Source organism: Falsiroseomonas sp. HW251 (assembly GCF_050563545.1).
Classification (GTDB): Bacteria; Pseudomonadota; Alphaproteobacteria; order Acetobacterales; family Acetobacteraceae; genus Falsiroseomonas.
Genome location: NZ_JBNXUM010000003.1, coordinates 13,137 through 38,062, shown reverse-complemented (window position 1 = coordinate 38,062; position 24,926 = coordinate 13,137). Strand labels below are relative to the sequence as shown.

The window sequence follows — 24,926 nt, the reverse complement described above, 5'->3', positions numbered from 1 at the left end:
TCTCCTTCGGGCGCGGCACGTATATGGGAGGCTGCGGCGGAGCGGGAGGTCCCGGGACGCGCCTGGCGCCATTGGGCTGCGCTTCCCTGCCTTGCGCATGGGCAGCCTGCCCGCGATGCGGGCGGCGCGGCCGCGGCTGTCGGCAGGCCTCCGGCTTGCGCCGCTGGTCCGAGGCTTGCACGATTCGCCGCGCCATTCCGGAGGTTGGACCGACATGCTGCAGACCCAGACCCCCGCGCTGCGCCGCTTCTGGTACCCCGTGATCCCGGTGGAGCACCTGAAGGACGGCCCGAAGCCCTTCACGCTGCTCGGCCAGAACATCGTGCTGTGGCTGGATGGAGACGGCAAACCCGCCGCGCTGGACGACCGCTGCTGCCACCGCACGGCAAAGCTGTCTAAGGGCTTCTACAGCAATGGCTGGCTCGCCTGCGGCTATCACGGCTGGGAGTTCGGCGGGGACGGCCGCGTGATGCGCGTGCCGCAGCGCCCGGTGGACAGGCAGGGCGCGACGAACATGCGCGTCCCATCCTACCGCGCGGAGGCGCGCTACGGCTATGTCTGGGTGGCGCTCGAGGAGCCGCTCTTCGACATCCCCGAGTTCGAGGAGGAGGCCGAGGGCTTCCGCCGCATCGACGAGTTCTACGAGGTCTGGAACTGCGCGGGCCTGCGCCTGATGGAGAACAGCTTCGACAACGCGCATTTCGCCTTCGTCCACCGCGCCAGCTTCGGCGACCAGGGCCACCCCGAGCCGGCGAAGCTGGAGGTCGAGGAATACGCAGACGGCTTCCTCTTCATCACGGAGGTTCCCGTGCGGAACCCCGAGATCCAGAAGAAGGTGCTGCGGATGGACAGCGACACCACGGTCCGCCACATGCGCGGCCGCTGGTACATGCCCTTCCTGCGCAAGCTGCGGATCCGCTACCCCAACGGGCTGAGCCATTCGATCGTCACCGCCGCCACGCCGATCGACGATCGGACCTGCCAGGTCGTCCAGTTCGTCTTCCGCAACGACAGCGAGGCCGATGCAAGGGCCGAGGACATCATCGCCTTCGACCGCCTGGTGACGGACGAGGACCGCGACATCCTGGAAAGCACGGATTGGGACGTGCCGCTGGACCAGGCGGGGATCGAGATGAACATGCCGAGCGACCGGCCGGGCGTGCTGATGCGGCGAATGCTGCTGAAGCTGCTGGCGGAGCAGAAGCCCGAGGTGAAGCACGCGGCGGAGTAGCGGGGCGCACGGCTTCTCCGCCCCGGGAGATTCCCTCCCCCGCCCGCGGGGGAGGGTCAGGGTGGGGGTGCTTCGTCAGAGCGACGTTCAAACGATGCGACGCACCCTGATCGATCCCGTCCTCCGCGACTCCGCCCGCCGCCTCCGCCGTGATGCGACGGCCGCCGAGAAGGTCCTCTGGCGCGCTATCCGTCGTTCAGCCCTGGGCGTCACTTTCCGCCGCCAGCACCCCATCGGCGGTGTCATCGCGGACTTCGCTTGCGTCGAAGCACGCGTCGTCTTCGAGATCGATGGCGGCCAGCACGGCGGAGAATGTGACGAAGCACGTGACGCCGCGCTGAACGCCAGCGGCTGGCGTGTCCTGCGCTACTGGAACAACGAAGTGTTGGAGAACCTGAACGGAGTGCTCGCGGACATGGCCAGGGCGCTGAAGGAAGCAAGGGGCGCCTCGGACGAAGCACCCCCTCCCTGACCCTCCCCCGCGAGCGGGGGAGGGAACCGCGCCAAAGCGGGAAAGTGCGTCCCCTACAACCCCGCCTGCGTGACGAACTTCGTGTTGAGATACGCCTCGATCGCCTCCGACCCGCCCTCGGACCCGTAGCCGCTGTCCTTCACGCCGCCGAAGGGCACCTCGGGCAGCGCGAGGCCCAGGTGGTTGATCGTCATCATGCCAGTCTCGACCTTCGCCGCCACCGCATTCGCGGTCTTGGCGCTGCGCGTGAAGGCATAAGCCGCCAGGCCGTAGGGCAGTCGGTTCGCCTCCTCCACTACCTCGTCGAACTCCTTGAACGGCGAGATCATGGCGAGCGGCCCGAACGGCTCCTCGTTCATCATCCGCGCGTCCTTCGACACGCCGGTCATTACCGTCGGCTGGTAGAAATAGCCCTTGTTGCCGATGCGCTCGCCGCCCGCGCGGACATCTGCGCCGCGTTGCCGCGCATCGGCAACCAGGCCCTCGACCCAGGGGATGCGCCGGTCATGCGCGAGCGGACCCATCTGCGTGCCCTGCTCCATGCCGTTGCCGACCTTCAGCGACTTCGCCACCGCCACGAACTTCTCGACGAAGGGCTCGTACAGGCTTTCCTGCACCAGGAAGCGCGTCGGGCTGACGCAGACCTGGCCGGCGTTACGGAACTTCGCCGCCGCCAGCGTCTTCGCCGCGAGGTCGAGGTCCGCATCGTCGAAGACGATCGCCGGCGCATGCCCGCCAAGCTCCATCGTCGCGCGCTTCATGTGCTGCCCGGCCAGCGCCGCCAGGTGCTTGCCCACGGGGGTGGAGCCGGTGAAGGTCACCTTGCGGATGGTGGGATGCGGGATGAGGTATTCGCTGATCTCCGCCGGCACGCCGTAGACCAGGCCGATGACGCCGTTCGGCACGCCGGCATCGGCGAAGGCGCGAATGAGTTCCGCCGGGCTTGCCGGTGTCTCCTCCGGCGCCTTGACGATGATGGAGCAGCCCGTCGCGACCGCCGCCGAGAGCTTACGCACGACCTGGTTGATCGGGAAGTTCCACGGCGTGAAGGCGGCGACCGGGCCGACCGGCTCCTTCACGACGAGCTGGTAGATGCCCTCGGCACGCGCGGGCACGACGCGGCCATAGGCGCGGCGCGCTTCCTCGGCGAACCAGTCGATGATGTCGGCGGCCGCCATTACCTCCATCTTCGCTTCCGGCAGGGGCTTGCCCTGCTCCAACGTCATGAGTTGCGCGACCTTGTCGGCGCGGCTTCGCAGGATGTCGGCGGCCTTGCGCATGACCTTGGAGCGATCGAAAGCCGAGACCGTCTTCCAGGCTGCGAAGCCCTTCGCCGCGGCGTCCAGCGCCTCGTCGAGGTCGGCCTTCGAGGCATGCGCGACCTGGCCGATCACTTCCTCGGTCGCGGGGTTGAGGACGGGGTCCTTCCGGCCACCGCGCGCGTCGCGCCACTCGCCGTTGATGAAGAGTTGCGTGTCCTGGTACATGCGCCTTCCTCCAGCTGCGTTTCGGGGCGGACACTCGCACGCCCGGCGCAAGGAGGGAACCGCCCGGGAGCGGAGGCCGATGACCGGACGTGCCACGATGCTGATCGTGAAGCCGGGCGAGGGCGACCAGCACTGGCAGCCGCAGCCCGCCAATGGCTGGATCGAGGTGCTGACCTCGCCCCACAGGGCGGGCGCGCCGGCGGGCGTCGCGGCGGGGCTGCAGGAACTGCCGCCGCTCGGCAAGATCCGGGAACACGCGCATCCCGCCCAGACCGAATTGTTCTGGGTGGTGCAGGGCAGGGGTCTCGGCCGGCTGGACGGGGTCGTGCGGCGGATCGAGGCCGGGACCTTCATGGCCGCACCCCCGCATGTCAGGCACGGCTTCATCAATGACGGGGAGGAGCCGTTCCGATTCCTGTGGGTGCTGGTGCCGGCGGGGCTCGAGGATTTCTTCATCGGCATCGGCCGCCCGAAGCGGGCCGGGGAGCCCGATCCCACGCCCTATCCGCGGCCGGCCGCGGCCGGGGCGATCGAGCTTGCCACGGTGTTCGAGACGCTGGACCCGCCCCCGGAGGCGCCCTGGGACACCGCGCCGATCACGGATGCTTCGATGCTGGACGGGCTGCGAAAGGAGGCAGTGTGACGCAGGGCAGAAAGCCCGCTCCCCCGCTCATGGGGGAGAGGGTTGGGTGAGGGGGACGTGCGAAGTGAGAAGCGCGCTCGTTGTTCTCCGCGCCCCCCTCACCCATCCCTCTCCCCCCTGCGGGTAGGGAGGGCTCTTACGATGCGCTCCCTAGCTGTTCGGCCCGCGCTCCATCGCATAGGGCTGCCACCGCCTCAGCCCCGACCCCGGCAGCACCGTCGGGTTCACGCAGCTCATCGGCCAGCGCCCCGACAGGACCAGGGCCATCTCCTGCCCCGCGCGGCGCTTGCGTGCCTCGTCGAAGCGCGCGGAGGCGCTCGCGTTGTGCGGGGACAGGATGACATGCGGCATCTGCAGCAGCGGGTTGTCGGCCTTCACCGGCTCGATCTCGAACACGTCGAGCCCCGCGCCGGCGATCTGCTTCGACTGCAGCGCGGCGATCAGCGCGGCCTCGTCCACCGTGGGGCCGCGGCCCGTGTTGATGAAGATCGCGGTCCTCTTCATGCGCGCGAAGTGCTTCGTCGTCAGCATCTTACGCGTTTCCGCGGTGTCGGGCGCGTGCATGGACACGAAGTCGGATTCCGACAGTACCTGGTCGAGGCTCGCCGGCACGACGCCGAGCGCGGACATCGTCAGCTCGTCCACGAATGGATCATAGGCGATCATCCGAAGCCCGAAGGCCTTCGCCCGCATCGCGGTCAGCCGCGCGACGCGGCCGAAGGCGACGAAGCCGAGCGTGCTGCCCATCAGCCGCGGGACCTTCAGCAGCTGCGGCCGGCCGTCGCTCCAGCGGCCCTCGCGCACCATGCGGTCCTGCTCGATGCAGCGGCGATGAGTTGCCAGCAGCAGCATCATGGCGTGGTCCGCCACCTCCTCGATGAAGGTGTCGGGGCAATTGGTCACGGGGATGCCGCGCGCGGTCGCCGCCGGGACGTCCACGTAATCCACGCCGACCGTGGCGCAGGTGATGACCTTCGCCTTGGCCAGCGCCTCGATCATCCGCGCCGAGATCTTCATGCCCTTGGCGTAGACCGCATCGGCCTCCGGCGCCGCCGCGATGAAGCCGTCCTCCGTCGCCGGGCATTCCACGATCTCGGCACCGAGCCGCTCCAGCGCCTCGAGCTCGAGGTCGTAGCCGCCGCCGGCCGTCGTGAAGGACGCGCCCGCTGGCGTCAGGATCCTTGGCTTCATCGTTTCCTCGCTGCTTGCCGTGGCGTGACGTTGCTCTAGGCTTCGCAGCGCGACAAGGGGAGGGGCTGATGCCACGTCTCGAGGGGAAGGTTGCCTGGGTCACGGGCGCCGGCAGCGGCATCGGGGAAGCGGCGGCGCTCAAGCTGGCGGAGGAAGGGGCGACGCTGGTGCTGACCGGCCGCCGCCGTCCGCCGCTCGCCGATGTCGCCAGGCGCATCAAGGCGACGGGCGGCAAGGCCGAGGTGCAGCCCGCGGACCTCATGGATGCGAGCCAGGTGAAGAAGGTCGGCGCCTTCATCGGCGAGCGCTTCGGGCGTCTCGACATCCTCGTGAACAACGCCGGCCTCAACATCACGCCGCGCCGCTGGGCGGTGCTGACGACCGACGGCGTGGACGAGCTGGTGCGGGGCAACCTCTCCTCCGCGATGTATTGCGCGACGGTGGCGCTGCCTTTCATGCGGAGCCGCGGCGACGGCGTGCTGATCCACACCGCGAGCCTGGCGGGGCGCATCGTCTCGCCGCTGTCCGGCGCTGGCTATACCGCGGCCAAGCACGGCGTGGTCGCGATGAGCCACAGCATCAACATGGAGGAAGGCGCCAACGGCATCCGCAGCACCGTGATCTGCCCCGGCGAGGTCGCGACGCCGATCCTCGACAAGCGGCCCAATCCCGTGAGTGCCGAGGAACGCGCGAGGATGGTGCAGAGCGAGGATGTCGGCGACCTCATCCGCTACGTCGCCTGCCTGCCGCCGCATGTCGTGCTGAACGAGGTCTGGATCGCGCCAACGCACAACCGGAGCTACGTGGCGGCGATGGAGCGGAAGCTTTAGCGCGCCGTCCTCCCCCTCGTGAGCGGCTCCCTCCCCCGCGAGCAGAGGAGGGACTTCGGTCAGTGGGTCCTTACTCCTTCACCGCGCCGGTCAGGCTGGACACGTAGTAGTCCACGAAGAACGAATAGAAGATCGCCACCGGCAGCGAGCCCAGCAGCGATCCCGCCATCAGCGCGCCCCACTGGTAGACGTCGCCCGTTACCAGCTCCGTCAGGATCGCCACCGGCACCGTCTTGTTCTCGCTGCTCTGGATGAAGGCGAGCGCGTAGATGAACTCGTTCCAGGACAGCGTGAAGCTGAAGATGCCAGCGCTGATCAGGCCGGGGATGGCCAGCGGCAGCGTGATCTGGCGCAGGATCTGCAGGCGCGTGGCGCCGTCGATCAGCGCGCATTCCTCGAGCTCATACGGGATCGACTTGAAGTACCCAATCAGCAGCCAGGTGCAGAACGGCACCAGGAAGGTCGGATAGGTCAGGATCAGCGCAAAGGGCGTGTCGAACAGCCCGAGCTGCACCACCATCGTCGCCAGCGGGATGAACAGGATCGACGGCGGCACCAGATAGGCCAGGTAGATCGCGAGCCCGACATACTGGCTGCCCTGGAAGCGCAGCCGCTGGATCGCATAGGCCGCCAGCGTGGAGGCGACCAGCGACAGGAAGGTCGCCGCCACCGCCACCATCATCGTCGTCCACAGCCAGTGCGGGTACGAGGTGCGGAACAGCAGGTGATAGACGTGGTCCAGCGTCGGTGAGGTGATCCAGAGCGGGTTGTTATCCGCGAAGTTGTAGAGCTCCGCATTCGGTTTGAACGCCGTCACCGTCATCCAGTAGAACGGGAACAGCAGGATCAGCACGAAGCAGGCCAGCGGGACATAGAGCGTCACGACGCGGCGCGTCCTGCTGTCCCATGCCAGCAGCTCCGGCGTGGCGGAGGCGGTGTTGCTGTTCCCCGGGCTCGCGGCGACGTCGGACATCAGTCGTTCCCCTCGCCCTGCTGCCACTTCCGCCGCGCCAGCGCGAAGTAGCTGAACAGCGTCGCGAAGACGAGGAAGGGGATCATCGCCACCGCAATCGCCGCCCCCTCGCCCAATTGCCCGCCGGGGATGCCGCGCTGGAAGGCCAGCGTGGCCATGATGTGGGTCGAGTTCACGGGACCGCCGCGGGTGATCGAATAGACAAGCTGGAAATCCGTGAAGGTGAAGATGATGGAGAAGGTCATGACGATCGCCAGGATCGGCATGAGCATGGGGAAGGTGATGTGCCGGAAGCGCTGCCAGGGCGACGCGCCGTCGAGCAGCGCAGCCTCGTAGAGAGACGGCGAGATGGTCTGCAGCCCCGCCAGCAGCGAGATCGCGACGAAGGGGATGCCGCGCCAGATGTTGGCCGCGATCAGCGACCAGCGAGCCGGCCAGGCCGTGTTGATGAAGTCGACGTTCGTCTCGCGCAGGCCCATCTTGATCAGCGCCCAGGAGATGATCGAGAACTGCGGGTCGTAGATCCACCAGAAGGCGATCGCCGACAGCACCGTCGGCACGATCCAGGGCAGCAGGATGATCGCGCGCAGCAACGACTTCATGGGTAGATGCTGGTTCAGCAGGAGCGCGAGCCAGAGCCCCAGTCCGAATTTCCCGATCGTCGCGACGGCCGTGTAGAAGACGCTGTAGAAGACCGCGTTCCAGAAGATCGGGTCCTCGAAGAGGAACTCGAAATTCTCGAGCCCCACCCAGATCCCGCGCCGCCCGATCGTCTGGTCGGTGAAGGCGAGGTAGATGCCCAGGCCCAGCGGGTAGGTCAGGAAGGTCATCAGCAGCCCGACCGCCGGCGCCAGGCACAGGATCACCAGCACCGCCTTGTTGTCGAAGAACCGCGTCAGCGCGCCGGGTTCCTGGCGGGCCTTCGTCCAGACCGGGGCGGCGGTGGCTGTGGACATGAGGTCCTCCCGCAAGGCGGCGTCCCGGTCGGGGACGCCGCCGGTTCGGCTCAGCGGCGTCGGAAGTAACGCGCGGCGCGGCGCTCGGCTTCGGCGGCCGCGGCCTGTGGCGTCGCCTGGCCGGAAGCCACCGAGGCGCACATTTGAACCATGACGTAGTCCGCCGTCGCGGCGACCGAGCCCTCGGTGATCGGGCCCTTGTAGCCGTTCCAGAACGGGTTGTTCATGGTGTCGCGCAGCACGGCGACCTTCGGGTCGCGCGTCCAGGTGGCGCTGGCGGCATAGGCGTTCAGCGGCTGTGACCAGTAGCCGACATTCGCCTGCAGCCAGGGGTCGTACTGGTCGGCTTCCAGCAGGAACTGCAGAAGCGCCTTCGCGGCGTTCGGGAAGCGGCTGTGACGGAACACCATGGCGTTCAGCGTCAGCCCCGCATTCGGCGGCGCGGCGGCCAGCCCCTTCGGCATCGGCGTCACCTGCGTATCGTCCGCGATCGGGCGCAGCGCCGGGTCGTTCAGGAGCGAGAAGTACAACGAGATGCCGTTCTGCGTCAGGAAGCACTCGTTCGCGGAATAGGCGCGATTGTTGCTGATGTCGCCCCAGGCGAGCGTCCCCGGCACGAAGGTCGGATAGAGCTCGCGCAGGTAGTTCAGCGCGTTGATGGTCTGCGGGCTGTTGATCGAGACGTTGCCCTGCTCGTCGGTCAGCGACCCGCCATGCGACCACACCAGCCATTCCGCGAAGGCGTTGCCGTCGCCGACCGCGTTGCCCAGCGCGAAGCCCGCGGGCTTGTTGATGCGCTTCAGCGCCTGGCAGAGGCGCAGGAAGCCGGCATGGTCGTCCGGGACCGCGTCGAAGCCGGCCTCGCGGACCGCCGACATGCGCCACATGGCAGGTCCGCCGGAAGCGCCGAAGGGCAGGCTGATCCAGCGGTTGGCGCGCGTGCCATAGACCTGCGCCAAGGGCCGCCAGCCGCCATACTTGGTGCCGAGATAGGTCGCGACATCGGTCATGTCGTGGATCTTGTCGGTGAAAAGATGCGGGCTCGCGCCGAAGCCGACGATGATGTCCGGGCCGGCATTGGTATTGGCCGTGACCGCGGTCTGCTGGGTGATGTCCTCCCAGCCCACGAAGTCCACGCGGACCTCGATGCCGTTGGCCTGGGCGAAGCGCTGGCAGTTCGCGCGCCACACGTCCTCGTCGGGCTGGACGAAGCGCACGGGACGCAGCATGCGGAGCGTCGCACCGCGCTCGATCGGCAGGTTCGGCGGCGTCGCGGGCTGCGTCGCGATCTGCGCGCCGGCCTGGCCGGTGACCAATGCGGACCCGCCGAGCGCCAGCGCGGTGCGACGGGTGATCAGGTTAGCCATGAGCTTCGCTTCCTCCTCGGTTCTCGTCAGTCACACGCGCTGCCCGTCGGGGCCGAACAGATGGACCAGCGACAGGTCGGGCTTCACGCGGATGCTGTCGCCCATGCGGCCGGCGACGCGCTCGCGGAAGGCGCCGGTCAGCGGCGTCTCGGCGATGCGCATCGCGACCTGGGTCTCGGACCCCGTGGGCTCCACGACCACCAGCCGCGCCTCGATCCCGTCCTCGGCGAGCGACAGGTGCTCGGGCCGGATGCCATAGGTCGTGGCGCGCGTGGACGCGCCGGGCGGCAGCGGCAGCAGCGCGCCGCCCTCGGCGCGGAAGCCGCCATCGGCGACCTGGCCGGGGATCAGGTTCATCGCGGGGCTGCCGATGAAGCCGGCGACGAAGGTGTTGGCGGGCCTGTCATAAAGCGCGAGCGGCGCGCCGGCCTGCTCGATCCGGCCGCCATTCATCACGACGATCTGATCGGCCATGGTCATGGCCTCGATCTGGTCGTGGGTGACGTAGATCGTGGTCGTGGCGAGACGTAGCTGGAGCTCCCGGATCTCGGAGCGCATCTGCACGCGCAGCTTCGCGTCCAGGTTCGACAGCGGCTCGTCGAACAGGAAGACCTGCGGGTGGCGGACGATCGCGCGGCCCATCGCGACGCGCTGCCGCTGCCCGCCCGAGAGCTGCCGGGGATAGCGGTCCAGCAGCGCATCGAGGCCGAGGATCTTCGCGGCGCGATTCACCTCCTCGTCCATGATCTCGCGCGGCGCCTTCGCCAGCTTCATGGAGAAGGCCATGTTCTCCCGCACCGTCATGTGCGGGTAGAGCGCGTAGTTCTGGAAGACCATGGCGATGTCGCGGTCCTTGGGCGGAACCCTGTTCACGACGCGGCCGCCGATCGCGATCTCTCCGCCGCTGATGTTCTCGAGGCCGGCGATCATGCGCAGCAGCGTGGACTTGCCGCAGCCCGACGGGCCGACCAGCACCACGAACTCGCCATCCGCGATCTCGACATCAACGCCGTGCAGGATCTTGGTGCTGCCAAAGGACTTCAGGGCCTGCCGCACCGAGACGCTCGCCATACGCCTTCCTCCACGCGCCCCACTCGCGGAGGCTACGTCCGGCGCGGACCGTAGAGGGGCGCGCGTGGCAGCGCAACCGCGCATGGCACGGGCGCGCAACGGCGGCATCGCTGGACGGCGCCCCGGCACGGCGCTACTCGCATTCCGAGCACAACCCCTGGATGCGGATGCCGGACGGCCATCGGCGGCTCGCCGCCTTGCTGGGTTCGCTGACGGCGCTGGCGCCGCTCGGCGTGGACCTCTATCTGCCGGCCTTCCCGGCGATGCAGGATGCCCTCGCGGCCTCGCCGGCGGCGATCCAGCGCACGCTCGCGGCCTTCCTGATCGGCGTGGCCTTCGGGCAGCTGGTCTTCGGGCCGCTGTCGGACCGGCTGGGACGGCGACGGCCGCTGCTGGCGGGGCTCGCGGTCTTCGCGCTGGCCTCCGTGGGCTGCGCGCTGGCGGCCTCGGCCGAGGTGCTGACCTGGCTGCGGGTGATGCAGGCCGTCGGCGGCTGTGCGGGGATGGTGATCGCGCGCGCCGTGGTGCGGGACGTCGCGGACGAACGCGGCGCGGTGCGCCTGATGGCCTCGCTGATGCTGGTGATGGGGGCGGCGCCGATCCTGGCGCCGATGCTCGGCAGCTTCCTGCTGGCGCTGGCGGGCTGGCGGGCGCTGTTCTGGGCGCTCGCGGCCTATGGCGTCGCGACCTTCCTGCTGACCTGGCTGGTGCTGCCGGAGAGCCTGGCGCCGGAACGCCGCCGGCGCGACGGGCCGGGGCAGGTGCTGGCGGTCTACCTGCAGATCCTGCTCGACCGGCGGTACCTGTCCTACGCGCTCGCGGGCGCGGTGCCGATGGTCGGGCTCTTCGCCTATCTCGCGGGATCGCCGGCGGCGCTGATGGGCACGCATGGGCTGGGGCCGACGCAATACGGCATCGCCTTCGGCTCCAACGCCTTCGGCCTGATCCTGGCGAGCCAGGTGATCTCGCGCCTGGTGCGGCGACACGAGCCCGCGCGGCTGCTGCTGACGTCGCTGTCAGCCTGCGCGGCGGCGGCGCTTCTGGTGCCGGTCGCGGTCGCGACGGGCGGGCTGTGGCCGCTGCTGGCCTCGCTGTTCCTGTTCATGTCCATCATGGGCGCGGTGCTGCCGCTGGCCTCGGCGCAGGCGATGGCGCCGATGGGGAGGTTCGCGGGCAGCGCCTCGGCCGTGCTCGGCTTCATCCAGTTCGCCGGCGGCGCCGTCGTCGGGACGCTGATGGGCGCCTTCGGCGGCGGGCCCTGGGCGATGGCGGCGGTAGTGGCTTGCGCGGGGGTGGGCGGGCTGGCGGCGCATCTGGTGCTGAAGCGGTAAAGCCAACCCCCGCCCCGACCGTCCCCCGCACGCGGGAGAGGGAGCGGTGGCGCCAATTCCCCTTTCGCGCATTCGGGGGTTGGGGCACTGCCACAGCGCCGAAGGCTGGTGGCCGCGCAGCGGCCGGGTGGGGGTCTGCGCGACCTACCCCTTCACCAACCTCTCCGCCGCCGCCACGATCTTCGTGGCGTCCGGCTTCAGCGCGTCCTCCAGCGGCGGCGCGAAGGGCACCGGCACGCGCGGCTGGCCCAGCCGCGCGACGCCCTTCACCGCCGCCGGCCCGAGCCTCTCGATCACGCACGACACCACCTCCGCCCCGAAGCCTGTCGTCGTCACGGCTTCCTGGACCACCAGCAGCCGCTTCGTCCGCGCGACGGAGGCGCAGACCGCCGCCTCGTCCCAGGGCCAGAGCGTGCGGAGGTCCAGCACGTCGGCCGAGATGCCGCGCGCCGCCAGCGTCGCCGCGGCTTCCTCGACCGCCGGCACGACCGAGGACCAGGTGACGATCGTCACGTCCGATCCCTCGCGCGCATGCCGCGCGACGCCGAAGGGGATCGGCGCGATGGTCTGCGCGACATCTCCCTTCAGCGGAAACAGGTTCTTCGGGTCGAAGAACAGCACGGGATCCTCGCTGCGGATCGCCTGGACCAGCAGCCCCGCGGTGTCGGCCGCCGTCGCCGGCGTGACGACGACGAGGCCTGGGATGTGGGTGAACCAGGCCTCGAGCGACTGCGAATGCTGGGCCGCCGAGTTGCGCCAGATGCCGTGCGGCATGCGCACCACGACGGCGGGCTTGGCCTGGCCGCCGAACATGTAGCGGATCTTGGCGATCTGGTTCACCAACTCGTCCATCGCGCACATCACGAAGTCGAAGATGCGCATCTCGATGATCGGCCGCGTGCCGACCAGCGCGGCGCCCAGCCCCGCCCCCATGATCGTGGATTCGCTGATCGGGGTGGAGACGACGCGCTCCGCTCCGAATTCGTCGAGGAAGCCGCGGTACTGGCCGAACAGGCCGCCGTGCGCGACGTCCTCGCCGAGCACCCAGACCCGGGGATCTCGGCGCATCTCCTGCAGGGCGGCAAGGCGCGCGGCCTCGACCAGCGTGACCTCGGCCATCTCAGTGGGCCTCCTGCAAGGCGCCGCTGTCCTGTACGTCTTCCCAGGCGATGGCGGGATCGGGCCAGGGGGCCGCGAGCGCCGCGGCGCGCGCCTCCGACATCTCGGCGCGCGCGTCGCCCTCGATGGTGTCGAGCGCCTTGACGCTCGCCCCTTCCTCCAGCAACCGGGCGCGCAGCCGCAGCAGCGGTTCCTGCGCGCGCGCGGCATCCACCTCGCCGGTCTCGCGCCAGGAAGCGGGGTCGGTGCTGGTGTGGCCCATCAGGCGGAAGGTGGTGGCGTGCAGCAGCCGCGGGCCGCCGCCGCCACGGATCTCGGCCACCAGGCGCGCCGCGGCCTCGTCCACCGAAGCCGCGTCGTTGCCGTCCACGCTGGTGCAGGGCACGCCGAGCGCCTCGGCCCGGGCGGTGATCCCCGGCCCGGCGGTCACGGCGTCGGCGCGGGTGAAGGCGGCGACGCCGTTGTCCTCGCAGACGAAGAGGACCGGCAGGTTGTACAGCACCGCCCAGTTCAGCCCTTCCAGGAAGGGCCCGCGGTTGATCGCGCCATCGCCGAAGAAGCAGCAGACGACGGCGTCGGAGCCCAGCATCTTCAGCCCCTGCGCCGCGCCGACTGCGATCGGGATGCCGCCAGCGACGACGCCGTTCGCGCCCAGCATGCCGACGGAGAAGTCGGCGATGTGCATCGACCCGCCCTTGCCCCGGCAATGGCCTCCGGCGCGGCCGAACAGCTCCTCCATCATCCCTGCGATGCCCGCACCCTTGGCGATGGCATGCCCGTGGCCGCGATGGTTGGAGGTGATGCGGTCATTGGTGCGCAGGTTCATGCAGACGCCGGCCGCCACACCTTCCTGGCCGATCGAGACATGCAGCGGTCCCGGTATCTCGCCCGCGCGATGGGCGGCCAGCGCCGTCTCCTCGAAGGCGCGGATGCGGCACATCGTGGCGTAGAGCGCCAGCAGCCTCGCCCGGTTGTCGCCGCTCATGCTGACCGTCCCCCTCCAACCCTGCCCCTCTTCCGGGGGCTTGCGGAGCATGCGGGAGCGGGCGAAGGAATCAAGCCGGGGAGGAGAATTCATGGGCGCGGATGCGCTGGTGCTGGACAGCGTGACGCATCTGCCGGCCGCGCCCGAGGCGCGCGGGAGCGGCGACGCCGAGGGGCCCGCCGCCCTCTGTGCGAGCCATGGCGGCGTCTATGCGGCCTGGTATGCGGCGCGGCGCGGCGTGTCGTCCGTGATCCTTCACGATGCCGGGGTCGGGCGGGAACAGGCGGGGATCGGCGGGCTCGATTGGCTCGGCGCGCGCGGCGTGCCCGGCGCCTGCGTCGGCCACATGACCGCCCGGATCGGCGAGGGCGCCGACATGCTGGCGCGGGGGACGCTGTCCTTCGTCAACGCGCCCGCCGCCGCGCTGGGCCTGGAGCCCGGCATGCCGGCCGCCGAGGCGCTGCGCATCCTGGCCGAGGCCCGCCTGCCCGCCGCTTCCGCCGCCGACGACATGGACGAGGCGCGCCGCGAGATCGAGGGCGCCGGCCGTGCCGGCATTCGCGTCCTCGCGCTCGATTCGAACGGGTTGGTCGTGCCGGCCGACGCCTGGCAGGTCGTCGTGACGGGCTCGCATGGCGGGCTGCTCGGCGGCAGGCCGGAGACGGCGGTGAAGGCGCCGGTCCTCGCCGCGCTCTACAACGACGCCGGCATCGGCGTGGACGGGGCAGGGGTGTCGCGCCTGCCGGCCCTGCAGGACGGGGGGATCGCCGGCGCCTGCGTCTCCTGCTTCTCCGCGCGCATCGGCGACGCGATGTCCACCTGGAACGATGGCTTCGTCTCCGCCCTCAACCCGCTCGCCGTCCAGCGCGGCGGGCGCATCGGCCAATCCGCGCGCGACTTCGTCGCGGCGATCCTGGAGCACCACTGACCATGTCCTCGAACGCCACCCGCCGCATGACCGGCGGCCAGGCCCTGGCCGAGATGCTGAAGCTGCACGAGACCGGGCCGATGTTCGGCATGGGCGGCTTCCAACTCCTGCCGTTCTACGAGGCCTGCCGCGCGCTCGGCGTGCAGCACATGCTGATCAACGACGAACGCTCCGGCGCCTTCGCGGCGGACGCCTATGCCCGCGTGAGCAACAAGCCGGGCCTGGTGGACGGCACGCTCGGGCCGGGGGCGACCAACCTGGCAACCGGCCTGGCCGAGGCCTTCAATGCCGGCATGCCCATGGTCGCCATCATCGGCGACGCCAACCGCCTCCACGCCTGGAAGAACATGACGCAGGAGACGCGGCAGTTCGACGTGCTGCGCCCGCTGGTGAAGGAGGCGATCCGCGTCGAGGTCATCTCCCGTGTCCCCGAACACCTCCGCCGCGCCTTCGCGGTCGCGACATCCGGCCGACCAGGCCCCGTGCTGATCGCCGTGCCCGAGGACATCGCGCATGGCGAGCATGATTTCGACGCGTCGGATTTCTGGGTGGACCCGGGCACGCTGCGCGCCCAGGCCCGCCGCATGCGGCCCGACGCGCAGGACCTCTCACGCGCCGCGGCGCTCTTGGCGAGGGCGGAGCGCCCGATCGTGCTGGCCGGCGGCGGCATCCATATCAGCGAGGCGGCGGAGGCTCTGACCCGCTTCGCCGAATCTCAGGGCATCCCCGTCGCGCACACCATGTCGGGCAAGGGCGCGATCGCGTGCACGCACGCACTCTCCGCCGGCGTGTTCGGGCGCTATTCCCGCATCGCCAACGACATGATCGCGATGTCGGACTGCCTGCTGGTGCTGGGCTGCAAGCTCGGCGAGATCGCGACGAAGCGCTTCACCCTGATGCCCGCCGGCGTGCCACTGATCCATGTGGATGTGCTGCCCGAGGAGATCGGGCGGACCACTCGCACCGACGTGGCGCTGGCCGGCGACGCTCGTGCGACGATCGAGGAGATGCACGCGGCGCTGCAGGACAACGGCAAGCGCGCCGCGTCCCGCGCCGGCTGGTGCGCCGAGGTGCCGAAGCGCATGGCCGCCTGGCGCGAGGGCGCGAAGGAGCGCCTGGAATCCACGGAATCGCCGATCAATGTCGGCCGCCTGCTCGGCGAGCTCAACAGGGTGATGCCGGAGGATGCGGTGCTGGTCACCGACGGCGGCTTCGCCGCGCATTGGGGCGCGCTGTTCTACGACACCAAGCGCGCCGGCCGCGGCTTCGTGGCAGACCGCGGCATGGCGTCCATCGGCTATGGTGTGCCGGGCGGCATCGGCGCGCAGCTCGGCGTGGGGAAGCAGCGGCGTGTCGTCTCTCTGACGGGCGACGGCGGCTTCAACATGTCGATGGGCGAGCTCGAGACCGCGCGTCGCGCCGGCGCCGCCTTCGTCTGCTGCATCTTCAACAACGCCGCCAGCGGCTATGTGAAGGCGCTGCAGCACGCGGTCTACGGCGCCGGCAACTACCAGAGCTCCGACCTCGCGGAGATCGACTACTCCCAGGTCGCCAGGGCCATGGGCTGCCACGGCATCCGCGTCACCGACCCCGGCAAGCTCGATGCCGCGTTGCGCGAGGGGCTGGCCAACACCGACACGCCGACGATCCTCGACATCGTCGTGACGCGCGACCCCGCGCGGATGCTGCCGGCTGCCGACAACCGGACGCTGAAGGTGGAGAAGGGCGACCGGCCCGTGTGATTTTTCGCCGGTGCGGGCCGATTTCGTAACGCGCTGGCAGGGTGGAACGAATAGGCTGCGGAAGGTCCCAGGGGGTCGCTCCGCCATGCCGCGCCTGTTCGCGCTAGCCATCACGCCGCGCTTCATCTGCCTGACACTGGCCGTCGTCCTCGCCGCGCTGTCGCTGCTGGGGCTGGCGGTCTGGCAGAGCTGGTGGTGGCTCGCCTCACTCGTCCTGTTCGGTGCGCTGACGGCGCTCGGCTTCCGCGACCTCTTCCACCCCACCCATGCCGTGCTGCGGAACTACCCGATCTCCGCCCATCTCCGCTTCATCCTGGAGAGCATCCGGCCGGAGATGCGGCAGTACTTCTTCGAGGACGAGAAGACCGGCACGCCGTTCAGCCGCGACCAGCGGTCGGTGGTCTACCAGCGCGCCAAGCGGCAGTTGGACAAGCGCCCCTTCGGCACCCAGTACCAGGTCTATGCGGAAGGCCATGAATGGCTTCAGCATAGCCTGGCCGCCAGGCGCCCATCGGAGGAGCAGCCCCGCGTCCTGATCGGCGGCGCCGACTGCGCGAAGCCCTACAGCGCGTCGCTGCTGAACATCTCGGCGATGAGCTTCGGCTCGCTGTCGCCGAACGCGATCCGCGCGCTGAACAGGGGCGCGGCGGCCGGCGGCTTCGCGCATGACACGGGGGAGGGCGGGCTCAGCCCGTACCACATCGATAACAACGGCGACATCATCTGGGAGATCGGCTCGGGGTATTTCGGCGCACGCAACCCCGACGGCACCTTCTCCGCCGAGCGCTTCGTGGAGACCGCGAACCGCCCGCAGGTGAAGATGGTCGAGCTGAAGCTCAGCCAGGGTGCGAAGCCCGGCCATGGCGGCGTGCTGCCCGCGGCCAAGGTCAGCGCCGAGATAGCCCGTATCCGCGGCGTGCCGCAGGGCAGGGACTGCATCTCGCCGCCCGCGCACACCGCCTTCTCGACCCCCATCGAGATGATGCGCTTCATCGCCGAGATGCGGCGCCTCTCGGGGGGCAAGCCCGCTGGCTTCAAGCTCTGCATCGGGCATCGCTGGGAGTTCCTGGCGATCTGCAAGGCGATCCTGGAAACGGGCATCACGCCCGACTTCATCGTCATCGACGGAGCCGAGGGCGGGACCGGCGCCGCGCCGCTGGAATTCATGGACCATATCGGCATGCCGCTGCGCGAGGGGCTGACCTTCGCCCATCACGCGCTGATCGGCATCGGCCTGCGGGAGCGCATCCGGATCGGCGCCAGCGGCAAGGTCGCCACCGCCTTCGACATGGCGCGCGCCATGGCGCTGGGCGCGGATTGGTGCAACGCGGCGCGCGCCTTCATGTTCTCGCTGGGCTGCATCCAGTCGCTGTCCTGCCACACCGACCGCTGCCCCACGGGGGTCGCGACGCAGGACCCGACGCGGGGGCGCGCCCTGCAGGTCGAGGACAAGTGGATGCGCGTGCGGCATTTCCACGACGCGACGCTCGATGCGCTGGGCGAGCTGGTGGCTGCGGCGGGCCTCGACCATCCCGCGCAGCTGCGTCCGGAGCATTTCTGGCGTCGCGTGTCGCTTCACGAGGTCCGGTCCTTCGCCCAGCTCTATCCCGAGCCGGATGCCGGCGAACTGCTGCGCGGCACGCAGGATCCACGCTTCATCGACGCCTGGGAGATGGCGGATGCGAACAGCTTTGCTCCGCGGATGCCCTACCGCGCCGTGATGGGCGCGCGGCTGGAGACAGCGACGACGTAGCCCTATCCTCCGCACCCCCGCCCTGACCCTCCCCCGCTTGCGGGAGAGGGTCAGGGCGGGGGTGCTTCACCGGAGGAACCTTCGCCTTGGGCCCCGCCACCGCCGCCAATCTCGGCCGCCTCCTGACCCAGACCGCGCGGCGCATCCCCGATGCCCCCGCGCTCGTCTGGCGCGACCGCATCTGGACTTTCGCCGAGCTCGACGCCCGCGTGGATCGTCTGGCCGAAGCGCTCCGCGGCCTCGGCGTCGGCAAGGGCGATCGTGTCCTCGTCCACGCCCGCAATTCTAACCGCATGTTCGAATCCATGTGGGCCTGCTTCAAGGCCGGTGCGGTCTGGGTGCCCACCAACTTCCGCCTGGCGCGGCAGGAGGTTGCGTATCTCGGCGCCTCCTCGCGCGCCGTCGTCATGCTGCGCGACGTGGGCTTCCGCGCGCATGCGGAGGCCGTCCGCGATGCGTCCCCGCATCTCCGCGAGGTCATTGCCTGGGACGACCGCGAGCCCAACGAGCTGGACTACGAGAACCTGCTCGCGGCCTCCGCGCCGACGCTGCCTGACAGGGAAGCCGAGGTCGCCTATGACGACCCCTGCTGGTTCTTCTACACCTCCGGTACGACGGGCCGGCCGAAGGCCGCGGTGCTGACGCATGGCCAGATGAGCTTCGTCGTGACCAACCACCTGGCCGACCTGGTCCCCGGCACGACGGAGCGCGATGCGTCTCTCGTCGTTGCGCCGCTGTCGCATGGCGCCGGCATCCACCAGCTCAGCCAGGTCGCGCGCGGCGCCGTCACCGTGCTGACCGCGACCGAGAAGCTCGACCCCGCGGAGTGCTGGGCGCTGGTGGAGAAGCACCACGTCTCCAACATGTTCACCGTCCCGACCATCCTGACGGCGCTGGTCCGCCACCCCGCCGTGGACGCGCACGACCATTCGTCGCTCCGCCACGTCATCTATGCCGGCGCGCCGATGTATGAGGCCGACCAGGCCGAGGCGCTCGCGAAGCTCGGCCCCTGCCTCGTGCAGTATTTCGGCCTAGGCGAGGTCACCGGGAACATCACGGTGCTGCGCCCGGACATGCACGTCTTGGAGAATGCGGGGTCCTGCGGGGTCGCGCGGACCGGCATGGAGGTCGCGATCCTCGACGCGGACGGCACGCGCCTGCCGCCGGACGAGGTCGGGGAGATCTGCGTGAAAGGGCCGGCCGTCTTCGCGGGCTACTTCGAGAATGAGGAGGCAACTCGGAAAGCCTTCGCCGGCGGCTGGTTCCACACCGGCGACCTCGGCCGGATGGATGCGCGCGACTTCCTCTGGATCACCGGCCGCGCGTCGGACATGTACATCTCCGGCGGGTCGAACGTGTATCCGCGCGAGGCCGAGGAGGCGATCCTCACGCATCCCGCCGTCGCGGAATGCGCGGTCGTCGGCCTTCCCCACCCGAAATGGGGCGAGGCCGGCGTCGCCTGCGTCGTGCCGCGGGATGGTGCGAGCGTGGACGAGGCCGCGGTGCTCGCGCACCTCAAGGACCGCATCGCGAAGTACAAGCAGCCGCTGCGGGTCGTGGTGTGGGATGCGCTGCCGAAATCGGGCTACGGGAAGGTGCCGAAGACCCTGGTCAAGGCGCGGTTGGCGGAGCAGGGGGTGGCGTTCTGAGCGTCAGCCGGCACCGCCCCCTGTCCCTCACGCCGCCTTCGGCACCTCGACGAACGCGATCCCGTGCCGCGCGCAGGCCGCGCCGATCCGCGCGAAATCCTCTGGCCCCGGAGGGCCCTGCGCCGGCTCCGGGCTGCCGATCTCGCGGAAGAACGCCTCCATCGTCCGGTCCAGCACGACCAGCACCTCGGCCGGCGTCTCGCCCGCATTCGCATAGCCATGCGGCGCCTGCGGCGCGACGCGCAGCACGTCGCCTGGGCCCGCGCGCATCACCTTCCGCGCGCCATCCTCCAGCGTCTCGAAATCGAGTATGCCCGACATCACGCGGAACAGCTCGGGCGAGGCGTGGGCGTGCATCGGCGTGCCCGCGCCCGGCGGCACGGTCACCTCCGCGACGACGAGGTCCGTCCCCGGCAGCACGCCCGCGAAGCGGATGCGGTCCGCCATGACCCACAGCGTCTCGAGGGCCTCGGCCCTGGTCAGCGTCACGCTCATCGCCTTTCCTCCTTCCTCTTCAATGCGGCCTCGCGCCGCAGCGCCTCGGCCAGCGCGGCGATGGCCCAGGAGACGGCCTCGCCGGCCGCCTTGCCGTCCATGCCCCAATAATCCTTCAGGCTCTGCCAGGCGCTCGCGCTGAACAGCAACTGCGCCACCGCCGCGGCCTGGTCCGCACGCTTCGGGTCCACGCCGCGCGCGGCTTCGGCCAGGCTCGCCCGGAACGCGGCCTGGCGTTCCGCATTGACCCCCATCCGCATCTCCCGTCCCGACGCCGAGGCGAGCGCCGCGCGGATCACGCCGTCATGGCGGTCGAAGCCGGCGAAGGTCTCGGCCGGCATGGTCCGCAAGTCGGCCTCGGTCTCCGGCCAGGTGCGCAGCGCCACGCGCTGGTTCAGCCAGGTCCAGAAGGCTGCGAGCAGCGCGTCCTTGTTGGGAAAGTGTCGGAAGACGGTGCGGCGCTCGACGCCCGCGGCGGCGGCCACCGCGTCGAAGGAGAGCGGCGCCTCCGGCTCGGCCTGCAGCAGCGTCTCCACCGCCGCCAGGATGCGTCGGCGCGTCTCCTCGGCCTGTGCCTGGCGCAGCGGGCTTTCGTATTTCCGCATGACGGCCGTATTCATGTCACTATCAATGACATGAAAAGATCTGCCCCGTCAAGCGTCGCCCGGTTGGCGCCCGCCCGGCCCCGGCCTAGCCTGCGCGCCCTGCCGGAGGACCGCCGCATGAGCGCCACGCTGTTCGAGAACGCCCGCATCCTGGACGGCAGCGCCGACCACGCCGTGGACGGCCATGTTCTGGTCGAGGACGGCCGGATCAAGGAGGTATCGGACACCCGCATCGCGGCGGCGTCCGCGCGGAAGATCGACCTCCGCGGCCGCACGCTGATGCCCGGCCTCATCGACGCGCATGTCCATGTCATCGCGTCGGAGGTGAACCTGGAGCGCCACGCGCTGCTGCCCGATGCGCTCGTCGCCTTCCGCGCCGCGCGGATCATGCACGGGATGCTGATGCGCGGCTTCACCACGATCCGCGACCTCGGCGGCGCCACGCAGGGCCTGCGCGCCGCGCGCGACGAGGGGCATTTCGACGCCCCGCGGATGGTGCTTTGCGGCAAGGCGATCAGCGCCACCGGCGGGCACAGCGACGGGCGTGGCCGCTGGGACAATCGCGACAGGCACTGGCTGGAACAGCGCCTCGGCGCGCTGGGGCGGCTGGCGGACGGCGTGGACGCCGTTCGCCGCGCCTCCCGTGAGGAGATCAAGGGCGGCGCGGACTACATCAAGATCATGGCCAATGGCGGCGTGGCGTCCCCGACCGACCCCATCGCCTTCCTCGGCTACAGCAAGGACGAGATCCGCGCCGCGGTGGAGGAAGCCGCGATGGCGCAGACCTATGTCGCCGCGCATCTCTACACCGACGAGGCGATCGGCCGCGCCGTCGAATGCGGCGTCCGCAGCCTGGAACACTGCAACCTCATCGAGGAAGCGACCGCACGGAAGGCGGCCGAGGCCGGCGCCATCGCCTGCCCGACGCTGGTCACCTACCAGGCGCTGAAGGACGAGGGCGCGTCGCTCGGCCTGCCGCCGGAATCCGTCGCCAAGATCGACACCGTGCGGCTCGCCGGCCTCGAGAGCCTGGAGAAGATGAAGCGCGCCGGGCTGACCATGGCCTTCGGCACCGACCTGCTCGGCGAGATGCACCGCCACCAATCCCAGGAATTCGTGATCCGCGGCGAGGTCCTGCCGGCGATCGAGGTGATCCGCAGCACGACGATGCACGCGGCCAGGCTGCTGCGGATGGAAGGCCAGGTCGGCGTGGTCGCCCCCGGCGCCTTCGGCGACCTCATCGTAGTGGAAGGCGATCCGCTGAAGGACCTCTCGCTGCTGACGGGGCAGGGGAAGCACATCAGCGCCATCATGCTGGGCGGGAGGTTCGTGAAGGAGGCGTTCTGACCTTCTCCTCGTCAGGCGCGGCGCAGCCTCGCCTCGTCCCGCCGCGTTCGCCTTTCATGCTCCGCCGCCAGGTCCTTCTCCTGCTGCTCGCCTCGCCGGCCGCCGCCGATCCCGCGCCGCACTATTCCAGCGACGCGCTGCGCCGCCGCGCCGAGGAGGAGGCCCGCCGCCGTGACGAATGGTGGGCCCGCCAGCGCGAGCGCCAGGCAGCGGAAGCCCGCGCCCGCGCCCTCGACCGCCGCCCGCCCGACCGCGACTGGCAGATCCGGCGCTGGGAGGAACAGCGCCAGCAGCGCCTCTGGGGCCCGCTCGTGCCGGCGCCCTGAGGCTGGACCCGTATCGGGCTGACTGTCGTCAGCCCGATACGGGTCCAGCTTTCCCTGGCCCGGCGATTCACGGCCTGGCGTGCCCACCTTGTGCGCACACTCAGGCCGATCGCGGGCTATGCCGCGATCACCCTCAGCACCGCCGCGCCGTAGCGCTGCAGCTTGCTCCCGCCGACGCCGTTGATCGCCGCCAGCTGGTCCAGCGTCCGCGGCTTCGCGGCGGCGATCTCGGCGAGCGTCTTGTCGTGGAAGATGACATAGGGCGGCACCGCCTGGCCCTGCGCCTCCGTCCGCCGCCACTCCCGGAGCTTCTCGAACAGCGGATCGCCGGAGGCCGCCGGCGTCACGCGCGCCTTCGGCCCGGCGGGCTTCGCGATCTCCTCGCGCAGCATGACCTTGCGCTCGCCCTTCAGGATAGGCCGTGCCTCCTCGGCCAGCACGACCTCGCCATGGTTCTCCACCGCGACGTCGAGCGCGCCCTGCGCCACCAGCTGCCGCGCGACGGACCGCCAGAAGCCGTCGGGCTCGTCCTTGCCGATCCCGAAGGTCGGCAGCCGGTCATGCGAGAACTGCGCGACCTTCTCCGTCAGCCGCCCGCGCAGCACGTCCACGAGGTGCAGCACGCCGAAGCGCTGCCCCGTCCGGTAGGCCGCCGACAGCAGCTTCTGCGCCGCGACCGTGCCGTCGAAGAGCTTCGGCGGTGCGTGGCAGACATCGCAATTGCCGCAGTTCTCGCTCTCGGTGTCCTCGCCGAAGCAGCGGAGCAGCAGCTTGCGGCGGCAGGCCGGCGCCTCGGCGATCGCCGTCATGGCGTCCAGCCGCTGCCGCTCGATCCGCTTCTGCTCCGGCGCGGCCGGGCTTTCCTCGATCCGGTGGCGGGCCAGCGCGATGTCGTTCGCGCCATACAGGAGCAGGGCGCGCGCGGGCAGGCCATCCCGTCCGGCGCGGCCGATCTCCTGGTACCAGCTCTCCGGGCTGCGCGGCAGGTCGAGGTGGCAGACCCAGCGCACGTCGGGCCGGTCGATCCCCATGCCGAAGGCGATGGTCGCGCACATGATGACCTCGTCGCCGCGGGCGAAGCGGCGATGCGCGTCCCGCTTTGCCTCGGCGTCCATCCCGGCATGGAAGGCGAGCGCGTCGAAGCCGTCGGCGCGCAGCGCCTCGGCCGTCTTCTCGGTCCTGGCCCGCGTGCCGCAATAGACGATGCCCGCCCCCGGCGTGCCGGCCTGTTCCTTCAGCAGGGCACGGAGCTGCGCGCGCTCGCTCTCGCGCGGCGCGGCCTCGATGCGGATGTTCGGGCGGTCGAAGCCGCCGCGGAAGACCGGGTCGTCCCGCAGGCCGAGCTGGGCGCGGATGTCCTCCACCGTGCGGGCATCGGCCGTCGCGGTGAGTGCGAGGCGCGGCGTGCGCCCGAACCGTTCCGACAGCACGCCGAGACCGCGGTATTCCGGCCGGAAGTGATGCCCCCACTGGCTGACGCAATGCGCCTCGTCGATGGCGAACAGCGCGACGGGCAGCTGCTCCAGCCGGTTCAGCATGCTCTCCAGCAGCAGCCGTTCCGGCGAGACGTAGAGCAGCTTCAGCGTGCCGTCGTGCAGGTCACGGAAGACGCCGCGCGCCTCGCCTTCCGGCAGGTCGGAATGCAGCGCGGCCGCGGCCACGCCCTGCTGCCGCAGCGCCGCGACCTGGTCCTCCATCAGCGCGATGAGGGGGGAGACCACGACGCCGACGCCGTCCCGGCACAGCGCCGGCACCTGGTAGCAGAGCGACTTGCCACCGCCCGTCGGCATGAGCACTAGGCCGGAGCCGCCGCCGGCGACGTGGCGGACCACTTCCTCCTGCCGGCCGCGGAAGCCGGGATGGCCGAAGACGGCGTTCAGGACCTGGAGCGGATCGCCGGCGAATCGGCCATCATAGGGCATGTCGTGGGATGCCACGGCCACGCGCATCCGTCAGCCGGGGTTGCGCGCGCGGACCGTGCCGGCCCGCGCGCGAATCATCAGAGCGCGAAGCGGATATCGACCCGGCGGGCCTCGACGGCCATGTCGGGGCTGGAGAAGGCCGCGGCGCCGCGGCCCTCGAAGGTGATGATGTTGCCCGGCACGCCGTCCGCGATGAGCGCGTTGCGCACCGCCTCGGCCCGCGCGCGGGAGAGGGAGACCAGCGGCGCCTGACCCGGCTCCGGCGCGACGTAGCCGACGAGCTGGATGCGCGACCAGGTCCGCGTGTAGCGCTTGTAGGTGTCGGAAACGTCCCGGACCACGCCCTGCGCCGCGGCATCGAGCGCCACGCTGTCATCGGCGAAGAAGACCGAACGCGTGGGCTGCGACAGCAGGTCCATGCGCTGGCGGTTGCCGCAGGCCGCGACCAGCGCGGGTAAGCCGAGAGAGGTGAGAAGAGCAGCGCGGCGCCGCATGCGAATCGC

The 24,926-nt window shown here is 70.3% G+C and carries 23 protein-coding genes; 11 read left to right on the top strand and 12 right to left on the bottom strand.

Features of this window, described 5'->3' with window-relative positions; genetic code table 11:
• The first annotated feature begins 214 nt into the window (after positions 1-214).
• The gene (locus tag ACLF3M_RS03785) at positions 215-1,231 is read left to right on the top strand and encodes a Rieske 2Fe-2S domain-containing protein (RefSeq protein ID WP_430655515.1); all 1,017 of its coding nucleotides are present in this window, start codon (positions 215-217) and stop codon (positions 1,229-1,231) included.
• A 94-nt stretch (positions 1,232-1,325) separates the two neighbouring features.
• Complete coding sequence (locus tag ACLF3M_RS03780) at positions 1,326-1,703, top strand: endonuclease domain-containing protein (protein ID WP_430655514.1); 378 nt, start codon at positions 1,326-1,328, stop codon at positions 1,701-1,703.
• 53 nt (positions 1,704-1,756) lie between these two features.
• Here ACLF3M_RS03780 and ACLF3M_RS03775 read toward each other — a convergent pair whose 3' ends face one another.
• Positions 1,757-3,190, bottom strand: coding sequence for an NAD-dependent succinate-semialdehyde dehydrogenase (locus tag ACLF3M_RS03775; protein ID WP_430655513.1), 1,434 nt, complete (start codon positions 3,188-3,190; stop codon positions 1,757-1,759).
• A gap of 79 nt (positions 3,191-3,269) precedes the next feature.
• On the opposite strand from ACLF3M_RS03775, the gene ACLF3M_RS03770 reads away from it, so the two are divergent.
• Positions 3,270-3,833, top strand: a complete 564-nt coding sequence (locus ACLF3M_RS03770) for a cupin domain-containing protein (RefSeq protein WP_430655512.1) — start codon at positions 3,270-3,272, stop codon at positions 3,831-3,833.
• Between the two features lie 150 nt (positions 3,834-3,983).
• On the opposite strand, the gene ACLF3M_RS03765 is transcribed toward ACLF3M_RS03770, so the two are convergent.
• The gene (locus tag ACLF3M_RS03765) at positions 3,984-5,024 is read right to left on the bottom strand and encodes a C-terminal binding protein (protein ID WP_430655511.1); all 1,041 of its coding nucleotides are present in this window, start codon (positions 5,022-5,024) and stop codon (positions 3,984-3,986) included.
• Between the two features lie 68 nt (positions 5,025-5,092).
• On the opposite strand from ACLF3M_RS03765, the gene ACLF3M_RS03760 reads away from it, so the two are divergent.
• Complete coding sequence (locus tag ACLF3M_RS03760) at positions 5,093-5,854, top strand: SDR family oxidoreductase (protein WP_430655510.1); 762 nt, start codon at positions 5,093-5,095, stop codon at positions 5,852-5,854.
• A gap of 70 nt (positions 5,855-5,924) precedes the next feature.
• On the opposite strand, the gene ACLF3M_RS03755 is transcribed toward ACLF3M_RS03760, so the two are convergent.
• From ACLF3M_RS03755 to ACLF3M_RS03740, 4 genes are read right to left on the bottom strand one after another with little or no spacing between them, the layout of a single operon-like run.
• Positions 5,925-6,827 (bottom strand): carbohydrate ABC transporter permease, encoded by a 903-nt coding sequence (locus ACLF3M_RS03755; RefSeq protein ID WP_430655509.1) that lies wholly within the window; start codon positions 6,825-6,827, stop codon positions 5,925-5,927.
• Positions 6,827-7,783, bottom strand: coding sequence for a carbohydrate ABC transporter permease (locus ACLF3M_RS03750; RefSeq protein ID WP_430655508.1), 957 nt, complete (start codon positions 7,781-7,783; stop codon positions 6,827-6,829). Before ACLF3M_RS03750 ends, ACLF3M_RS03755 begins: the two co-directional genes overlap by 1 nt.
• Before the next feature lie 50 nt (positions 7,784-7,833).
• Entirely contained in the window at positions 7,834-9,150 is a 1,317-nt protein-coding gene (locus ACLF3M_RS03745; RefSeq protein ID WP_430655507.1) for an ABC transporter substrate-binding protein, read from the bottom strand.
• A 30-nt stretch (positions 9,151-9,180) separates the two neighbouring features.
• Positions 9,181-10,221 carry an ABC transporter ATP-binding protein gene (locus ACLF3M_RS03740; RefSeq protein ID WP_430655506.1) on the bottom strand — a complete coding sequence of 347 codons (1,041 nt, stop codon included), beginning with the start codon at positions 10,219-10,221 and terminating at the stop codon, positions 9,181-9,183.
• 161 nt (positions 10,222-10,382) lie between these two features.
• Here ACLF3M_RS03740 and ACLF3M_RS03735 point away from each other — a divergent pair, with 161 nt between their 5' ends.
• A complete protein-coding gene (locus ACLF3M_RS03735) occupies positions 10,383-11,552 on the top strand; it encodes a multidrug effflux MFS transporter (protein ID WP_430655505.1) in 1,170 nt (389 codons plus the stop codon).
• A gap of 144 nt (positions 11,553-11,696) precedes the next feature.
• Here the strand turns inward: ACLF3M_RS03735 and ACLF3M_RS03730 are convergent, their stop codons facing one another.
• Positions 11,697-12,671 (bottom strand): alpha-ketoacid dehydrogenase subunit beta, encoded by a 975-nt coding sequence (locus ACLF3M_RS03730; protein WP_430655504.1) that lies wholly within the window; start codon positions 12,669-12,671, stop codon positions 11,697-11,699.
• A 1-nt stretch (position 12,672) separates the two neighbouring features.
• The gene (locus ACLF3M_RS03725; protein ID WP_430655503.1) at positions 12,673-13,656 is read right to left on the bottom strand and encodes a thiamine pyrophosphate-dependent dehydrogenase E1 component subunit alpha; all 984 of its coding nucleotides are present in this window, start codon (positions 13,654-13,656) and stop codon (positions 12,673-12,675) included.
• 91 nt (positions 13,657-13,747) lie between these two features.
• On the opposite strand from ACLF3M_RS03725, the gene ACLF3M_RS03720 reads away from it, so the two are divergent.
• From ACLF3M_RS03720 to ACLF3M_RS03705, 4 genes are all read left to right on the top strand, one after another.
• Positions 13,748-14,584 (top strand): hypothetical protein, encoded by an 837-nt coding sequence (locus ACLF3M_RS03720; RefSeq protein WP_430655502.1) that lies wholly within the window; start codon positions 13,748-13,750, stop codon positions 14,582-14,584.
• A gap of 2 nt (positions 14,585-14,586) precedes the next feature.
• The gene (locus tag ACLF3M_RS03715) at positions 14,587-16,326 is read left to right on the top strand and encodes a thiamine pyrophosphate-binding protein (RefSeq protein ID WP_430655501.1); all 1,740 of its coding nucleotides are present in this window, start codon (positions 14,587-14,589) and stop codon (positions 16,324-16,326) included.
• Between the two features lie 85 nt (positions 16,327-16,411).
• On the top strand, positions 16,412-18,079 hold the full coding sequence (locus tag ACLF3M_RS03710) for an FMN-binding glutamate synthase family protein (protein ID WP_430655500.1): 1,668 nt from the start codon (positions 16,412-16,414) through the stop codon (positions 18,077-18,079).
• Between the two features lie 86 nt (positions 18,080-18,165).
• Complete coding sequence (locus ACLF3M_RS03705; protein WP_430655499.1) at positions 18,166-19,728, top strand: acyl-CoA synthetase; 1,563 nt, start codon at positions 18,166-18,168, stop codon at positions 19,726-19,728.
• Between the two features lie 27 nt (positions 19,729-19,755).
• Here ACLF3M_RS03705 and ACLF3M_RS03700 read toward each other — a convergent pair whose 3' ends face one another.
• Together ACLF3M_RS03700 and ACLF3M_RS03695 are read right to left on the bottom strand one after the other, a co-directional pair.
• On the bottom strand, positions 19,756-20,223 hold the full coding sequence (locus ACLF3M_RS03700; RefSeq protein ID WP_430655498.1) for a cupin domain-containing protein: 468 nt from the start codon (positions 20,221-20,223) through the stop codon (positions 19,756-19,758).
• Entirely contained in the window at positions 20,220-20,843 is a 624-nt protein-coding gene (locus ACLF3M_RS03695; protein ID WP_430655497.1) for a TetR/AcrR family transcriptional regulator, read from the bottom strand. The genes ACLF3M_RS03700 and ACLF3M_RS03695 overlap by 4 nt, the downstream gene beginning before the upstream one ends.
• A gap of 102 nt (positions 20,844-20,945) precedes the next feature.
• Here ACLF3M_RS03695 and ACLF3M_RS03690 point away from each other — a divergent pair, with 102 nt between their 5' ends.
• A complete protein-coding gene (locus tag ACLF3M_RS03690; RefSeq protein WP_430655496.1) occupies positions 20,946-22,175 on the top strand; it encodes an amidohydrolase family protein in 1,230 nt (409 codons plus the stop codon).
• Between the two features lie 56 nt (positions 22,176-22,231).
• Positions 22,232-22,501: a hypothetical protein gene (locus tag ACLF3M_RS03685; RefSeq protein ID WP_430655495.1), complete on the top strand. Its 270-nt coding sequence runs from the start codon at positions 22,232-22,234 to the stop codon at positions 22,499-22,501.
• A gap of 116 nt (positions 22,502-22,617) precedes the next feature.
• Here ACLF3M_RS03685 and recQ read toward each other — a convergent pair whose 3' ends face one another.
• Complete coding sequence (gene recQ / locus ACLF3M_RS03680; RefSeq protein ID WP_430655825.1) at positions 22,618-24,423, bottom strand: DNA helicase RecQ; 1,806 nt, start codon at positions 24,421-24,423, stop codon at positions 22,618-22,620.
• A gap of 77 nt (positions 24,424-24,500) precedes the next feature.
• On the bottom strand, positions 24,501-24,917 hold the full coding sequence (locus ACLF3M_RS03675; RefSeq protein ID WP_430655494.1) for an OmpA family protein: 417 nt from the start codon (positions 24,915-24,917) through the stop codon (positions 24,501-24,503).
• Positions 24,918-24,926: the final 9 nt, after the last annotated feature.

Bases quoted from the DNA above. Each gene is read 5' to 3' on its own strand.
- ACLF3M_RS03685 (WP_430655495.1), top strand. From the start codon at position 22,232: ATGCTCCGCCGCCAGGTCCTTCTCCTGCTGCTCGCCTCGCCGGCCGCC.
- ACLF3M_RS03750 (WP_430655508.1), bottom strand. From the start codon at position 7,783: ATGTCCACAGCCACCGCCGCCCCGGTCTGGACGAAGGCCCGCCAGGAA.
- ACLF3M_RS03700 (WP_430655498.1), bottom strand. From the start codon at position 20,223: ATGAGCGTGACGCTGACCAGGGCCGAGGCCCTCGAGACGCTGTGGGTC.
- recQ (WP_430655825.1), bottom strand. From the start codon at position 24,423: ATGCCCTATGATGGCCGATTCGCCGGCGATCCGCTCCAGGTCCTGAAC.
- ACLF3M_RS03760 (WP_430655510.1), top strand. From the start codon at position 5,093: ATGCCACGTCTCGAGGGGAAGGTTGCCTGGGTCACGGGCGCCGGCAGC.
- ACLF3M_RS03765 (WP_430655511.1), bottom strand. From the start codon at position 5,024: ATGAAGCCAAGGATCCTGACGCCAGCGGGCGCGTCCTTCACGACGGCC.
- ACLF3M_RS03785 (WP_430655515.1), top strand. From the start codon at position 215: ATGCTGCAGACCCAGACCCCCGCGCTGCGCCGCTTCTGGTACCCCGTG.
- ACLF3M_RS03770 (WP_430655512.1), top strand. From the start codon at position 3,270: ATGACCGGACGTGCCACGATGCTGATCGTGAAGCCGGGCGAGGGCGAC.
- ACLF3M_RS03695 (WP_430655497.1), bottom strand. From the start codon at position 20,843: ATGAATACGGCCGTCATGCGGAAATACGAAAGCCCGCTGCGCCAGGCA.
- ACLF3M_RS03725 (WP_430655503.1), bottom strand. From the start codon at position 13,656: ATGAGCGGCGACAACCGGGCGAGGCTGCTGGCGCTCTACGCCACGATG.
- ACLF3M_RS03715 (WP_430655501.1), top strand. From the start codon at position 14,587: ATGTCCTCGAACGCCACCCGCCGCATGACCGGCGGCCAGGCCCTGGCC.
- ACLF3M_RS03755 (WP_430655509.1), bottom strand. From the start codon at position 6,827: ATGTCCGACGTCGCCGCGAGCCCGGGGAACAGCAACACCGCCTCCGCC.
- ACLF3M_RS03775 (WP_430655513.1), bottom strand. From the start codon at position 3,190: ATGTACCAGGACACGCAACTCTTCATCAACGGCGAGTGGCGCGACGCG.
- ACLF3M_RS03675 (WP_430655494.1), bottom strand. From the start codon at position 24,917: ATGCGGCGCCGCGCTGCTCTTCTCACCTCTCTCGGCTTACCCGCGCTG.
- ACLF3M_RS03690 (WP_430655496.1), top strand. From the start codon at position 20,946: ATGAGCGCCACGCTGTTCGAGAACGCCCGCATCCTGGACGGCAGCGCC.
- ACLF3M_RS03720 (WP_430655502.1), top strand. From the start codon at position 13,748: ATGGGCGCGGATGCGCTGGTGCTGGACAGCGTGACGCATCTGCCGGCC.
- ACLF3M_RS03735 (WP_430655505.1), top strand. From the start codon at position 10,383: ATGCGGATGCCGGACGGCCATCGGCGGCTCGCCGCCTTGCTGGGTTCG.
- ACLF3M_RS03710 (WP_430655500.1), top strand. From the start codon at position 16,412: ATGCCGCGCCTGTTCGCGCTAGCCATCACGCCGCGCTTCATCTGCCTG.
- ACLF3M_RS03730 (WP_430655504.1), bottom strand. From the start codon at position 12,671: ATGGCCGAGGTCACGCTGGTCGAGGCCGCGCGCCTTGCCGCCCTGCAG.
- ACLF3M_RS03745 (WP_430655507.1), bottom strand. From the start codon at position 9,150: ATGGCTAACCTGATCACCCGTCGCACCGCGCTGGCGCTCGGCGGGTCC.
- ACLF3M_RS03780 (WP_430655514.1), top strand. From the start codon at position 1,326: ATGCGACGCACCCTGATCGATCCCGTCCTCCGCGACTCCGCCCGCCGC.
- ACLF3M_RS03740 (WP_430655506.1), bottom strand. From the start codon at position 10,221: ATGGCGAGCGTCTCGGTGCGGCAGGCCCTGAAGTCCTTTGGCAGCACC.